Consider the following 14518-nt stretch of genomic DNA (forward strand, 5'->3'; position numbering starts at 1 on the left):
AATGTCACCCCGCACACCGATGCGGGGACGGAATGACAGGAGGGTGCGGAATAAGGGAGGATAGACCCCCTTTGTATTCCCCCCTGAGAGGGGAAGGTAGGGGCAAGGGAGATGAGAATACAACATTTTCTTTCTTTTTCTGTCGCATTATGAAAATTTATGTTAAGAAAATACGAAATATTATGCGTTTAGAAAAAACCATCAACCATGTTTATCTGTGTAAATCGGTGCTAATCTGTGGCTAATATTCTTCCTTTCTACTTCAGAATTACCTTTCCCTCTGTCATTCCCGCGAATGCGGGAATCCAGAGGCTTAAATTCTTCTTTGCTTCAGAATAATTAGTTTATGGCTTTTCTATTAACCATCAACTTTTTATTCTCTCTTAATCCGTGTCCGCGGATTACAGCGGGGTTATTTATTGTGGTATTACCACTTCCACCCTTTGTCAAGTAGTTCCTTTAGAATAGGGAATATCTTCCAATAGTGAGCTCTGAATTCTCCTGCCACCTCTCCTTTTTTTACTGGAATAGGCTCAAAACAATCATAACCCGCCAATTCACTTCTTATACTTAACTCTTTGCTTTCTGGTACAGCATAGGCATGTACATCCAATATGCACTCGCCTTCCATAGCGGCGGCTGCTGCATTGTAAAAATCCACCAGCTTTTTAACCATTTCACACCTCCAATAAACACCTCAATCTACTTATCATTCTCTCCCTATGTGTTGCTGACCAATATATTCTATCACAAAGTGGACAAATAGAAAAGGATGGTATTGTTTTATATACATAAGGAGGAACTCTATTTTTTATCTTCTCTTTACAAATAGGCAAAAGTGGTGAGTTGCATATAAGGCAGCGAGAAAAAAAATTTTCTCTTCTTATTTCCAAGTGCAGTTTTTCTATTGTTTCTTTTAATTGTTCTTTAAGAAAAAAACTACTGATTAATATTACTTTCCCTCTCAATATTTTCCTCACTGCCAATCTTTTATCTGCAGTAAGCAATATTCTTCCTGTTTTTTCTACTTTTTCTATCAATTTTTCGTCTTTTATTTCTCTTTCGTATAAGGTGTCAAATCCCAATATTCGTAGCCATTTAGCTAATTTCCCCAACATTGCATCACATATCAGGTGTTCCATTTTTCAGTTCAAGTGCGGCATGAAGTGCCAATTTATAACTCAGTTTGCCCATTCCACAAATTATTCCCCGAGCAATATCAGATAGAAATGAAACATGTCTAAATGATTCTCTTTTGAATATATTGGACATGTGCACCTCTATAATGGGTATTTGAACAGATAAAACAGCATCTCTTATAGCAATACTGGTATGGGTATAAGCGCCGGCATTTATAATGAGAAAACCTATACTTTCCTCCTGTGCTTTTTGTATACGTTCTACAATCTCTCCTTCATGGTTGGATTGGAAGAATAATGCCTCTACATTTAATCTTTGCGCCTCTTTATATAACTCCTCTTCTATTTCTTTCCAGGAAGAATTACCGTAGGTATTTTTTTCCCTTTTTCCCAGCATATTCAAATTGGGTCCGTTGATAAACAATATCTTCATTATGCAGTGAATATCATCTTTTTTCCTCCCATTAAATGGAGGTGAAGATGATAAACTTCCTGTCCGGCATCCGGTCCATTATTTATAATTAATCTATAACCACTCTTATCTATATTCAAATCCTTAGCAATCCTGTTGGCAATAATTGCCATATCACCAATAATGTTTCTATTTTCATCATCCATATCGGCTACCTTTTCTATGTGTCTCTTGGGAACAATAAGAATATGGACAGGTGCCTTGGGTTTGATGTCTTTAAAAGCGAGATAGTTTTCATCTTCATATACCTTATCACAGGGCGATTTTCCTTCAATAATATCACAAAAGATACACACAATATCCTCCTTATCTGAATATGGTTTCTTTCCTTTTTGGACCGGTAGAAACCATTGATACTTTTACATTAAGCCTTTCTTCTATCTCTTCAATGTATTTTTTAGCACCGGAGGGAAGCTTCTCGTATTTTGTTATACCCTTTGTTTTATCCCAACCGGGCAATGTTTTATATATCGGTTTGTATTCACCATACATTTCTGTATTTGCAGGAATCTCCGTAACAATTTCTCCCTTGTATTCATACCCTATACACATTTTGAGTTGAGATAAACCATCCAAAACATCTAATTTTGTCAAGGCAATTTCATCTATACCGTTTATCATGCATGCATATTTTGCTATTACCAAATCTAAATTCCCGCAGCGACGTGCTCTGCCTGTGGTAGAACCGAATTCTTTGCCATTTTCTCTCAATATATCTCCTTCTTCTCCAAGAAGTTCAGTGGGGAATGGACCGCTCCCCACCCGGGTAGTATAGGCTTTCATAACTCCCATAACCCTGTGCAAACTCTTGTGTGGAAGACCTGAGCCAATAAATGCTCCTCCCACCGAGGGATGAGACGAGGTAGTATAAGGGTATGTGCCAAAATCTACATCCAGCATTGTACCTTGCGCACCCTCAAACAGAATATTCAATCCCTTTTGATAATAAAAGTTCACAAGATAGGTGGTATTATGAACATAGGGAGCTATTTTGAGTGCATAACTTCTATAGGAATCAAACATATCCTCAACACTTATAAGTGGCAAGCCGTAGGTTTTATGAATCTCGTTCACTTCTTTTACATTGTTTTCTACTTTTTCTCGCAGTCTATTTTCATCTTTAAGGTAAGCAGCTCTTATTCCTATTCGCGCATATTTATCCACATAACAGGGACCAATGCCCCTACCCGTTGTCCCTATCTTCTTGTCACCCAGAAGTGTTTCTCTCTTTTTATCCATACTTTTATGATAAGGCATAACGATATGTGCCCTATCGCTGATAAAAAACCTTTTTTTAAATTCAATCCCCATCTTTTTTAATACATCTATCTCTCGTAGAAGACTTTCGGGATCAACAACCATTCCATTTCCTATTATGCATATTTTATCTGGATAGAGCATTCCTGAGGGTATGTGATGAAAGATAAATTTGCCTTTATCCGTTATTATGGTGTGCCCGGCATTGGCTCCTCCTTGATATCTTATGACAACATCATAAGATGGAGCAAGTGCATCAACCATCTTGCCTTTCCCTTCATCACCCCATTGCATTCCTATTATCAATGTATTCACTCAACCACCTCTCAAAGTCTATCTGAATAAAAACTTCTCTATTTACATCATATACTTCTATATCCTTCTCTACAATCAAACACCACTTGTATCCCATTTCTCTTGCATAAACAAGAGAGTCTGCTACATTTCTCTTTATTATGTCCCTTACGGATGGAATTCCTTTTTCTCGCAGTATTTTACAAATCCTTCTTCCCTGTTTTTTGTCCCTTGTCGTATCTATAACAAACACTGTTTTTTTATCTATTTTGTGGATATTTAGTGACTGAACCACTCTGTCTAAGTTTAATGTAAATCCCGTAGCCGGAATATATTCACCCAAAAACTCTGTTATTTTACCGTATCTTCCCCCAATACATAAGGGCTGTCCTGTATTTTTCGCGTATATTTCAAAAGCAATTCCTCTATGATAATTTGTATTTTCGCAATAGAGCAGGTCCAAAAATACCTTTATGTAAGAGGTATCCACCTGAATAATGTCCAGAAGATCCACTAATTTATTTATCTCTGCTTTTAATTCCCCTTTTACATTTATCTTTTTGATTTGGTCTTTTTTAGTTATAGAAGAAAGGACATCTATCAAATCTGCAGTTTCCATTTCTTTCTCTTTCATCATAGATTTAGCTAAAGAGAAATTCTTCCTGGAAAAAGCAGAGATGAGTTGTCTTTTTAACTTTTTGTCTTTTGTTTTAACTATTGTATTTATAATTTCTGTATTCCCTAATCTTAAAACGAGACTGTTTATCCCTATTTTTTTAAATACTTTTGAAACAACCCCAATTATTTCCGCATCCCCTTCCAATTCTTTCAATCCAAGAAGTTCTACTCCGATCTGACGAAATTCTCTCATCAACCCTGCTTGAGGAGGCATATCTCTATAAACATCTTCTGCATAGGAAAATCTTAAGGGTAACAACTTCTCTCTTTTGTTTAGCACCATCTGCAGGATTTGCAATGAGACATCCGGCCTTAATACAAGTGTTTCTCCTGTATTTCTATCTGTCAATTTAAAAAATGTACTTTCAAATGGCTCAAACAACTCATTTCTCATATTTGCTTCATACATAAAAACAGGTGTGGAAATCTCTTCATATCCGTAAAGAGAAAAAAAATTTATTATTTCCTGTTCGATTTTCCTGCTTATAGCAGGCAATGGAGGAAATAATTCCCTTACACCGGAAGGAATACTATAAAAGGGTTTATCCATTGGAAAATATCTCCAGCAGACTTTTTGTTCCCTGGCCTAAAGAAAAGTGATATCCTAATTTCTTTAGTGCTATTTCTAATGCACCAATAGCCATTACAATATCCGGTTTGCCTATGTAGCCCATATGACTGATACGAAATATCTTTCCTTTTAAATCGCCTTGACCATTGGATATTTGAACCCCACATTCATCTTTCATTATTCTTACGATATTTGAGCTGTTAATGTCTTTAGGAGAGATAACAGCAGTTAGAGAATCGGCTGGTTTTTTAGACAATAGCTCCAAGCCCATTGCTTTCACAGATTCTCTTACAGCACGAGCCAAAAGGCCATGTCTTCTTATGGTATTTTCCAGCCCCTCTTCATACAAAATGTATTTCAATGATCTCTGCAAGCCCAGAAAGAGTGTTATGGCCGGTGTAAATAATGTATCTTTCTTGCTCAGCTCGCCCTTAATATCAAAATAGTAATGTGGAAGCTCTGCTCTTTTCATAAAATCTCTTGCCTTGCTGCTTACACTGATAAAAGAAAGCCCCGGGGGAAGCATGAGTGCCTTTTGTGAACCGGAGATGAGCATATCTATGCCCCATTCATCCGGTTTCATATCCATCACACCCACTGCTGTTATTCCATCCACTACATATAGAATGTCTGGATAATCTTTCTTTAACATTATTCCTATTTCATCTATGGGATGAAAGGTGCCGGTTGATGTTTCTGATGCTTGAATGTATACGCCCTTAATATTCTTTTCACTATCTATTATTCTTTTTATATCCTCTGGCCTTGTATAATCACCATATTCTACATTTAAGGGTATGTTTTTTACTCCGAAAGATTTAGCAATTTTACCCCATCTTTCACCAAATTTTCCGCCTTCTACTGTAACAATTTTATCTCCTGCACACATTGTATTGGAGATGGACGCTTCCATTGCCCCCGTACCAGAAGAAGTGAATATTGCAACCTCATTTTCCGTTTGAAAATATTCTTTAAGCATTTTTCTACAGGAGTAGATTACCTCTCTAAACTCGCCTGTTCTGTGATGGATTAGGCTCTGCATAGAGGTATTCACAAACGAAGGGATAGGAGTGGGTCCTGGTGTCATAAGGTATTTTTTAATTACCATTTTATATCCTTTATATCTCCCAATATTGTTAAGTGCATTTTATTCATATCTATATCATCTATAATCTCTACAATATTATCCATTTTTACATCTTCTATCTTTTTTATTACTTCCTCGGGTTCTATGTATCGACCAAAATATATCATATCTGTTCCCGCTTTTAACATTAGATTTTTCGTATCTTCTAAACCCAATATCATTTTCCCTTTTGAATATACCTTTGCTTTATGCAACTCTTCTGAGGAGATGTAGTTTTCCTTTATTTTTTCTATTTCTCTCTTTATCTCATCTACCAAGGTTTGCGTATTTTTCTTTGACGTACCTGCAAATATATAATTCAACCCTGTTTTCTTAAAAAAGCTTGCCGACGAGCTTATAGAATAAGCAAGTCCTTTTTCCTCTCTAATATGCTGGAACAGGTGAGAACTCATACTTCCACCAAGTATATTATTAAATAGTGAAACAGCGTATTTTCTTTCATTACCTATCGGACAGGTGGACCAACCTAAGATGATGTTACTCTGTTCCAATTTTCTTTGCACAATATCCTTACCCGGCGTGAATGTGGCTTGGTATTCTCCATTATTTATATTTTCACGAGAGTTGTATAACCACTCACCCTCCAATGCAGAAAGGGGTATATCTCTATGCTTTCCACCCATTGTAATTATAATATTTTCTTTTTTATAATACTTCTGCATAAATCTTATTAAGTTTTCTCTGGTATAGCCCCGTATTTTTTCTTTGGTTCCTAAAATAGAGCATCCAAGGTGAGAGAATTTATACGCATTTTTCATAAATACATCAAATACATACTCATCCGGCATATCCTGAGTCATATTTATCTCTTCTAAGATAACCTTTCTTTCCTGTTCTAATTCATTTTTATCTATTACAGATTGAGTAACTATATCTGTTAATATGTCCCAGGCTTCCAGAAAGTATCTTTCCCACACCTTCACATAAAAACATGTAAATTCACGGGAGGTAAAGGCGTTGATCACACCACCCAATGTATCCATCTGTTCTGCTATTTGACGGTAGGTCCTTTTTTTTGTTCCTTTAAATAACATGTGCTCAATAAAGTGGGACAATCCTTGCTCTTGTTTGTTCTCCAAAGCAGACCCCACTTTAACCCAAATACCGATACAAATACTATTCGCATCTTTTTCTATTTTTCTTATAGCAATGTTGTTTTTCATTTCTTGCTCACATTTTAAAGGAGAGCTTTCCTGGAAAGAGAAACTCTGCCATGCCCATCTATAGACAATACTTTTACCCTTACCTTATCTCCTACCCTTACTATATCAGACACTTTGTTTACACGGCTGCGGTCAAGCTGAGAAATATGAACCAAACCCTCTATGTTTGGTGATATTTTAACAAATGCTCCGTAATCCTCCACTCTGCTTACTATGCCCTCGTATATTTCACCTCCCTCAACTTTTTGAGCTAAGTCCTTTACCATTTTCACAGCTTCTGTCATGTCATTTGCCTTTTCGCAAAATATTGTCACCTCTCCATCCTGAGAAATGTTGATTTTAGCACCTGTTTGTTCCGTTATTTTTTTGATCATCTTTCCGCCAGGTCCAATAACATCCTTGATTTTGTCGGGAGAGATATTAATGATTTCTATTTTGGGGGCATGAGGAGAAAGACTTTTTCGTGTTTCGGGAAGAGCAGCGAGCATTTTGTCCAATACCTTTGCCCTTGCCTTTCTTGCCTTCTCTAAAGCTTCCGTAAGGATTTCTTTGTTCACTCCCTTTATCTTTATATCCATTTGCAAGGCGGTGATCCCATCCTTTGTTCCTGCAGCCTTAAAGTCCATATCTCCATAATGATCTTCCGCCCCTGTTATATCCGTTAATATACAATTTTTCTCTTCTTTTTTTACTAATCCCATTGCTATACCAGAAACGGGTTTGGAGATAGGAACTCCTGCATCCATTAAAGCAAGTGTTGTCCCACATACGGTGGCCATTGATGAAGAACCGTTGGATTCCAAAATTTCAGAAACAACGCGTATTACATAGGGAAACAGACTTTCCTGAGGCATAACAGCCTTGATTGCTCTATGAGCTAACGCACCATGTCCAATTTCTCTTCTTCCTGGAGGGCCAAGCCTTCCAGTTTCTCCTACACAAAATGGAGGAAAATTGTAATGCAACATGAACCTTTCATTCTCTAAGCCTGATAATGTATCCAACATCTGACTTTCACCACTTGCTCCCAATGTTGTAGTAACTAATGCTTGTGTTTCTCCTCTGGTAAACAAGCAGGAACCGTGAGTGCGGGGAAGTACCCCTATTTCACAGGTAATCGGTCTTATATCATCCAATCCTCTGCCGTCTACCCTAACTCCGTTTTCTAAAATCTGCGTACGTGCAATTTCTCTCACCGCATCCTCAAAAACAGTCTTTATTAGAAGATGTTCATAGCTGTCTCCCAATTCTTCCATTACCCCTTTTTGCACTTCATACAACGCATCTTTTCTTTCTATCTTTGTTCTTATATTGATCGCAGCAGCAATCTTCTCCCTATAATGTTCTATTTCTTCTTTTAACTCTTCACTTGCTTGCACTGGGACATATGCTCTCTTTCCTTTTCCTGCTTTATCTATTAATTCTTTTTGCATCACTATAATTTTATTTATCCATTCTTGTCCAAAAAATATACCATTTACTATTTGTTCTTCAGAAAGCTCATTGGCTCCGGCTTCAATCATTGCCACAGCATTTTCGCCACCTGCAACAATAAGATTTAATACACTTTCCTTAAGTTCTGTTGCCGTAGGCAGAATGATAAATTTGCCTTCTTTTAATCCTACTCTAATCCCTGCAATGGGACCTGCGAAAGGAATATCAGATATAGATAAAGCACAGGAAGCAGCACAAATGCCTAAAACACCAGGATCATTCTCTCCATCTGCGGAGATAACAGTAACAACAACCTGCGTATCCTGTTTATAATCCTTAGGGAAAAGCGGCCTTAAAGCCCTGTCAATAAGACGTGAGTTAAGCGTATCTGTGTCAGTGGGTCTTCCTTCTCTCTTTAAGAATCCTCCCGGAATTCTTCCCGCTGCATAGAATTTTTCCACATAGTTTACCGTAAGCGGCATGAAGTCTACATCTAATGGTTCTTCTTTGGATGAAACTACGGTAGCAAGAACGATTGTTTCACCTATCGTAGCTCGCACTGCACCATCTGCCTGCTTTGCCCACCACCCCGTCTCAAAAGTGATTTTCTTTCCCCCTATCTCTCCTTCTATCTTTATAGGTTGCATTTTATCCCCTTATGTGAAGACGAGAGATAATATCCTTATACTTTTGAAAATTGTCTCTTTTAAGGTAATTAAGAAATTTTCTTCTTCTGCCAATAAGTTTTAATAAACCTCTGCGAGAATGAAAATCCTTTTTGTGTACTTTAAAATGTTCAGTAAGATACCTTATCCTCTCTGTAATAAGAGCAACCTGTACTTCTATAGAACCCGTATCTTTCTCGTTTACTCCAAATTCTTTGACTACTTCTTGTTTTCTTTCTTTTGTCAACATTCATCCACCTCTTTTCTTACTATAGTTCAGTTATTAGAATAAACATGATACAAAAACTACTGCATTTTGTAAAGCTTTCTAATTGCATCAATATAAAATCTATATGATGCAACAGGCATTTACCTTTCTTCTGTGTATTTTTATCCCATATGGTGGGCTTAATACTTCCGTGGCTTGCCGTGTTTTGTGTCGTAAAAAGCTCCAGTTTTTACGACCAAACCTGCGGTTTGTGTCACAAAAACCTCCAGTTTTTACGACCAAACCTGCGGTTTGTGTCACAAAATTTTAATGGAGGTAAAATTTTACGGAGTAAGGCAATGCCTTTGGTCACAAAAAGCTCCAGTTTTTACGACCAAACCTGCGGTTTGTGTCATTCCCGCGAATGCGGGAATCCAGATTCCGTGTCAAGCACGGAATGACAGGGAAAGAGTGTCATTCCCTCTTCCTCTGTCATTCCCGCGCACGCGGGAATCCAGACTCCAGATTCCGTATCAAGTAATGTCACCCCGCACACCGATGCGGGGGCGGAATGACACGGGGGTAAAATGACATCTAATGATACCCCACGGCAAACGGCGGGGCATTTTATTGACATGGAGTCATTATTTTGTTAGCATTTGCTTTGGGAATGTTATGAAAAAAATAGAAGCGGTGATAAAACCATTCAAGTTGAGCGCTGTAAAAGAAGCGTTAAATGAATTAGGAATAAAAGGGCTTACTGTTGTTGAAGTGAAAGGTTATGGTAGGCAAAAGGGACATACAGAGATATATCGAGGTTCGGAATATGTTATAGATTTCCTTCCGAAGGTAAAGATAGAATTGGTTGTCCCTGATGAGATAGCCAACAATGCAGTAAATGTAATTATTGAAAATGCTCACACCGGACGGATAGGTGATGGAAAGATATTTATTAGCCCTATTGAAGAGGCGATCAGGATAAGAACCAAAGAAAAGGGCGAAAAGGCTCTACTTTGAGGTTCAGGCTTTTTTTAGTTCATCTGTTAATTCTTTCATTAATTCTTTAACTGATATGATGCGGTCTATTCTCCAGGCATTATAGCCGGCGAAGGTAAAGCCATCTTTTAGATTGCCCTTCTGGGCATTGGTTAAAGCTAAGGCAATACAATAAGGAGCTTTTTCTATTCTGGCATCTTTTAAATAGTGAAATACACACTTAAAAGGTTTTTTCTCTCCTCTCTTCACACTCTCTAAAAATTCATTGTTTATTGCTCTTCCTGGCATACCCAGAGGACTTTCAATGAGAACAACATCTTCTTTTTTTGCCTTTATGTAGTTTTTCTTAAACTCTATAGAGGCATCACATTCATGTGTAGTGACGAATCTGGTAGCCATTTGAACACCAGATGCTCCCATTCTTAAAAATTTAGCAATATCGTATCCTGTATAGATGCCTCCAGCGGCAATCACCGGTATCTTTTTCCTATACTTTTCTTCAAGCTGTCTTACCACTTCTAAAACCTCTTTTACTAAATCTTCTAATTTAAACCTGTTGTTTACCAGGTCTTCCATTTTGAATCCCAAATGTCCACCTGCCAATGGCCCTTCTACAACAAAACCATCAGGAACATAATTGTAATGTTTTATCCATCTTTTGCTGATTAAATTAGCCGCTCTGCCTGAGGAGACGATAGGAACCAGTGCTGTTCTACTGTCTGGATAATAGGATTTAAACTTTGGTAAAGTTAAAGGCAATCCTGCTCCAGAGAAGATGATATCTATATTTTCTTTTAACGATACATTTGCCATAACTTCGTAATCATTGGTAGAAACCATTATGTTTACCCCTATGATACCTTGAGGTGCTAATTTTCTCGCTAAATGTATTTCTCTCTTCAGTACCCTGCTGCTTGCTCTAAAATAGTGTTGAGCTCCATCTGGTTCTAACATCCCTATACCGGCTGTAGCAATAATTCCTATTCCACCTTCTTTAGCTACGGCTGAGGCAAGCCTGTGTAAAGAAACACCTACGCCCATACCTCCCTGTATAATGGGTATGCGGGCTATATGATCACCTATTTTCAATGTAGGTATATTCAACTTTCCTCCAATATAAAGAGTATCTCATTTTTACCTCTATAGAAAAAAAATTCAAGTGGGTTTTTCTTCATAGAGCATATGAGCAATAGTAAAAAGCTTATCTTTGCTGGTTATATCTCCTGCCATCTCCGGTATGATCTTTACCTGTGCATCGGCTCTCTTGATAAGGTCCTCTTTCCACTTTAATTGTTGCTCTCTTTTTTGTTTTAAAAAATCATTTCCCTTACATACATCTTCTGGAAATATACGATTGAGAATGTAGCCGTTTAGTTCTATTCCATATTTTGTAATGGATTTCCCTATAAACAGGGCCTGTTCCACAGGCAGCCTTTCCGGATTTGCTACAATCCAGGTGGAGGCATTGGTGGATAGCATATTCAAAACATGTTCGGTGAGTTTTCTCCAATTTTTAATGAGTTCTAACGGTTCTCCTTCCGGTTTTCTCTTGATCTTAGAAAATATTCCCTTTAAGCTTAAATACAGTTTTTGTGCTTCTCCCAAGTGTGAGTAGAAGAGATACTGAATATTTAAAAGATTTAAGGTGGAAGCAGTAGGAGCTGTATCCCATACGATATAATCGTATCTTTTTGATTTTACCGCTTCTAATACATAATCCAGCATGAACTCCTCATCCAAACCGGGCGCACCTTCCAGATAATCGAGAATGTCTCTTTCTACCGGAAATAAGGATGAAACTACAGTGTATACCTCATCGCCAAATCTTTTTCTCCACAATTTCAAAATAACGGGACGGGTAAGTTCTATAACATCTAAATTTTTATCCACATTTATTATCTTATCCCTAAATTCTACATTGAATATGTTGGATAGAGAACCGGCAGGGTCTGTGGAAACTAAAAGGACTCTTTTGTGTTGAGAAAACAAAAGAGCTGTAGCTACGGAGGTTGTTGTTTTTCCTACCCCTCCTTTTCCAGTGAACATTACAATCTTTCTCATCTTATCTAATATAACTCAGATGTGGTGGAAAAAGCAATAGCTTGACAGAAATAAGAATATTTCGTAAGAAAATAAAATGATTTATAAAACATTGATCCAGCTTATAGGGAATACTCCTCTTTTAAGGATAAACAAATTGTGTAAGAACAATGAAATATTTGTAAAGCTGGAGTGTTTTAATCCCTGGTTCAGCATAAAGGATAGGGCGGCTCTTTCAATGATTGGAGACTTAGAAAAAAAAGGAGTAATAGGAAAGGGAGATATTATTGTAGAGGCAACCAGTGGAAATACAGGCATTGCTGTAGCTGGTGTTTGTGCGGTAAAAGGTTATAAAGCAAAAATCATTATGCCTGAAGGAATGAGTGTAGAGAGGATAAAATTGCTCAATCTTTTAGGGGCAGAGGTGATGCTCGTTAAGGGGGGAATGGAGCAGGCGATAAAAGAAGCGGAAAGATTGGGGAACAAATCTCATCATTTTTTCCTAAGACAATTTGAAAATGAAGCAAATGCTTTAGCGCAAGAGAAGACGGGCGAAGAGATATGGAGAGATATGAATAAAGATATAGATATAGTTGTATGCGCAATAGGAACGGGTGGAACAATCACCGGTGTGGGGAGATACTTAAAAAACAAAGACAAAAGCGTTAAGGTCATTGGGGTTGAACCTTCCTCCTCACCATTTCTCTCCAAAGGAATAAAGGGAGAGCACAAGATTCAAGGTATTGGTGCAGGATTTTTACCTCTTATATTGGATGAATCTGTAATAGATGAGATTGTAGCTGTGAGCGATGAGGATGCATTTGATACTATGAAAAGATTGGCAAGAGAAGAAGGAATATTAGCTGGTATATCTTCGGGGGCTGCTCTATGGGCAGCACTGAATATTAAACAAAGAGGAAAAAGAATTGTGGTGATATTTCCAGACAGTGCGGAACACTACTTAAGTGTAATATGAATTTAACGCGAGGTAAATAATATGAGAATTGTTATTGTGGGAGGGGTGGCTGCAGGAATGAGTGCAGCTTCTCAGGCAAAAAGGCGTGTGAAGGAAGCGGAGGTTATTGTTTTAGAGAAGACGGGGGATGTTTCTTACGGCTCATGCGGCATGCCTTACAATTTGATGAGAGCGGACAATCCGATGGACGAGCTTGTTGTTTTAACGGCTGATAATTTTCGTAACAAAAGGAGTATAGATGTAAGATTGTTTCAAGAAGCGAAGAAAATTAATAGAGAAAAAAAAGAAGTAAAGGTATGGGATAACAAAGAAAATAAAGTATATAATATTAGTTATGATAAATTGGTTATAGCTACAGGTGCCCGTGCCATAAATATATCTATGGAAAAACAGGTAAAAGGTGTTTTCACACTGCGTACCTTAGAAGATGGAAAAAGATTGAAGAATTTTATCAAGGAGAGAAAACCAAAAAAGGCGTTTCTCATTGGAGCAGGGAGAATTGCTTTAGAAATTGTTCATGCTTTGCACGAATTGGGAATAAGTGTTGTTCTGGCGAAGAAAAGACCGGGCCGTATTTTACCTCAATTTGAGGGAGAGATTTCTGAAAAAGTAGAGGCAAAATTAGGAGAGAAGGGGATAAACTTTATAAGCGGAGTAGAAATAAAAGGTTTTATGGAAAAAGATGGTTTTTTAAAGAAAGTAGTGACAACTGAGGGTGAATTTGATGCAGACCTATCTATTATTTCCATTGGTGTCCAACCAAATGCAGAGATAGCAAAAGAAGCAGGTATAAACATAGGTAAAACAGGAGCAATAGAGGTAGATAGATACTTAAGAACATCAGATAGAGATATATTTGCCTGCGGCGATTGTTGTGAGCATTATCATAGACTTTTAAAAAAACCTATATTTTCTCCATCTGGAACGGTAGCAAATAAACAGGGAAGGATTGCTGGAGCAAATGCCATAGGAGCAAATATCATCTACCCCGGTGTAGTGGGCACATCTGTATTTAGCCTTTTTGATTTAACAGTGGCAAGAACAGGTCTTGTGAGAGAAGAGATAAAGGAAGATTTTGTTAAAACGATTATCCTTTCGCAGACCAGAGGGCATGCTTATCCGGGTTCTTCACCCATCAAGATTATTTTGTTCTCTGAAAAGGGAACAGGGAGGTTGCTTGGTGCGCAGATGATAGGAAAGGAATATGTATGGGGAAGAATAAATGTAGTTGCCGCCGGTTTATATAAAGATTTTACAGTAGATGATTTGTCCAGCCTGGATATGGCCTATTCGCCACCTTTCTCACCGGTGTGGGATCCATTACTCATTGCGGCAAATCGTGCCAAAAAGTTTATATAACTACATTTAGCAATAAGTATCCTCCAAAAAAGACGAGAAACACACCGCAAAAAGAAATGAGAACCTGATAGGTTTTTAAGCCAATATATCTCTTTCCTTTGCTTACTCCCAGAGAAACA

The 14518-nt window shown here is 37.7% G+C and carries 15 protein-coding genes; 3 read left to right on the forward strand and 12 right to left on the reverse strand.

Annotation, left to right across the window (positions count from 1 at the left end; translation table 11 throughout):
* Positions 1-427: 427 nt before the first annotated feature.
* From J7J10_04965 to rpsO, 10 genes are read right to left on the reverse strand one after another with little or no spacing between them, the layout of a single operon-like run.
* Positions 428-676 carry a hypothetical protein gene (locus J7J10_04965; protein MCD6130282.1) on the reverse strand — a complete coding sequence of 83 codons (249 nt, stop codon included), beginning with the start codon at positions 674-676 and terminating at the stop codon, positions 428-430.
* Position 677: 1 nt separating this feature from the next.
* Positions 678-1142 (reverse strand): Mut7-C RNAse domain-containing protein, encoded by a 465-nt coding sequence (locus J7J10_04970; GenBank protein ID MCD6130283.1) that lies wholly within the window; start codon positions 1140-1142, stop codon positions 678-680.
* Entirely contained in the window at positions 1123-1572 is a 450-nt protein-coding gene (gene aroQ, locus J7J10_04975; GenBank protein MCD6130284.1) for a type II 3-dehydroquinate dehydratase, read from the reverse strand. The genes J7J10_04970 and aroQ overlap by 20 nt, the downstream gene beginning before the upstream one ends.
* Positions 1572-1907 carry a histidine triad nucleotide-binding protein gene (locus tag J7J10_04980; protein MCD6130285.1) on the reverse strand — a complete coding sequence of 112 codons (336 nt, stop codon included), beginning with the start codon at positions 1905-1907 and terminating at the stop codon, positions 1572-1574. Before J7J10_04980 ends, aroQ begins: the two co-directional genes overlap by 1 nt.
* A 10-nt stretch (positions 1908-1917) precedes the next feature.
* A complete protein-coding gene (locus tag J7J10_04985) occupies positions 1918-3183 on the reverse strand; it encodes an adenylosuccinate synthase (GenBank protein MCD6130286.1) in 1266 nt (421 codons plus the stop codon).
* On the reverse strand, positions 3149-4390 hold the full coding sequence (locus J7J10_04990; GenBank protein ID MCD6130287.1) for an ATP phosphoribosyltransferase regulatory subunit: 1242 nt from the start codon (positions 4388-4390) through the stop codon (positions 3149-3151). Before J7J10_04990 ends, J7J10_04985 begins: the two co-directional genes overlap by 35 nt.
* Positions 4383-5519: an alanine--glyoxylate aminotransferase family protein gene (locus J7J10_04995; GenBank protein MCD6130288.1), complete on the reverse strand. Its 1137-nt coding sequence runs from the start codon at positions 5517-5519 to the stop codon at positions 4383-4385. Before J7J10_04995 ends, J7J10_04990 begins: the two co-directional genes overlap by 8 nt.
* Positions 5513-6721 carry an insulinase family protein gene (locus J7J10_05000; protein ID MCD6130289.1) on the reverse strand — a complete coding sequence of 403 codons (1209 nt, stop codon included), beginning with the start codon at positions 6719-6721 and terminating at the stop codon, positions 5513-5515. Before J7J10_05000 ends, J7J10_04995 begins: the two co-directional genes overlap by 7 nt.
* 14 nt (positions 6722-6735) lie before the next feature.
* A complete protein-coding gene (locus tag J7J10_05005) occupies positions 6736-8802 on the reverse strand; it encodes a polyribonucleotide nucleotidyltransferase (GenBank protein MCD6130290.1) in 2067 nt (688 codons plus the stop codon).
* A gap of 1 nt (position 8803) precedes the next feature.
* The gene (gene rpsO, locus J7J10_05010) at positions 8804-9070 is read right to left on the reverse strand and encodes a 30S ribosomal protein S15 (protein MCD6130291.1); all 267 of its coding nucleotides are present in this window, start codon (positions 9068-9070) and stop codon (positions 8804-8806) included.
* Between the two features lie 633 nt (positions 9071-9703).
* On the opposite strand from rpsO, the gene J7J10_05015 reads away from it, so the two are divergent.
* A complete protein-coding gene (locus J7J10_05015; protein ID MCD6130292.1) occupies positions 9704-10045 on the forward strand; it encodes a P-II family nitrogen regulator in 342 nt (113 codons plus the stop codon).
* A gap of 3 nt (positions 10046-10048) precedes the next feature.
* Here the strand turns inward: J7J10_05015 and J7J10_05020 are convergent, their stop codons facing one another.
* Positions 10049-11128, reverse strand: a complete 1080-nt coding sequence (locus J7J10_05020; GenBank protein ID MCD6130293.1) for a nitronate monooxygenase — start codon at positions 11126-11128, stop codon at positions 10049-10051.
* 51 nt (positions 11129-11179) lie between these two features.
* Positions 11180-12085 (reverse strand): ArsA family ATPase, encoded by a 906-nt coding sequence (locus J7J10_05025; GenBank protein ID MCD6130294.1) that lies wholly within the window; start codon positions 12083-12085, stop codon positions 11180-11182.
* A gap of 76 nt (positions 12086-12161) precedes the next feature.
* On the opposite strand from J7J10_05025, the gene cysK reads away from it, so the two are divergent.
* Positions 12162-13040 (forward strand): cysteine synthase A, encoded by an 879-nt coding sequence (gene cysK, locus J7J10_05030; protein ID MCD6130295.1) that lies wholly within the window; start codon positions 12162-12164, stop codon positions 13038-13040.
* Positions 13041-13061: 21 nt separating this feature from the next.
* Positions 13062-14399, forward strand: a complete 1338-nt coding sequence (locus J7J10_05035) for an FAD-dependent oxidoreductase (GenBank protein MCD6130296.1) — start codon at positions 13062-13064, stop codon at positions 14397-14399.
* Positions 14400-14518 lie beyond the last annotated feature (119 nt).

Source organism: Deltaproteobacteria bacterium, assembly GCA_021159305.1.
GTDB lineage: Bacteria > Campylobacterota_A > Desulfurellia > JAGGSF01 > JAGGSF01 > JAGGSF01.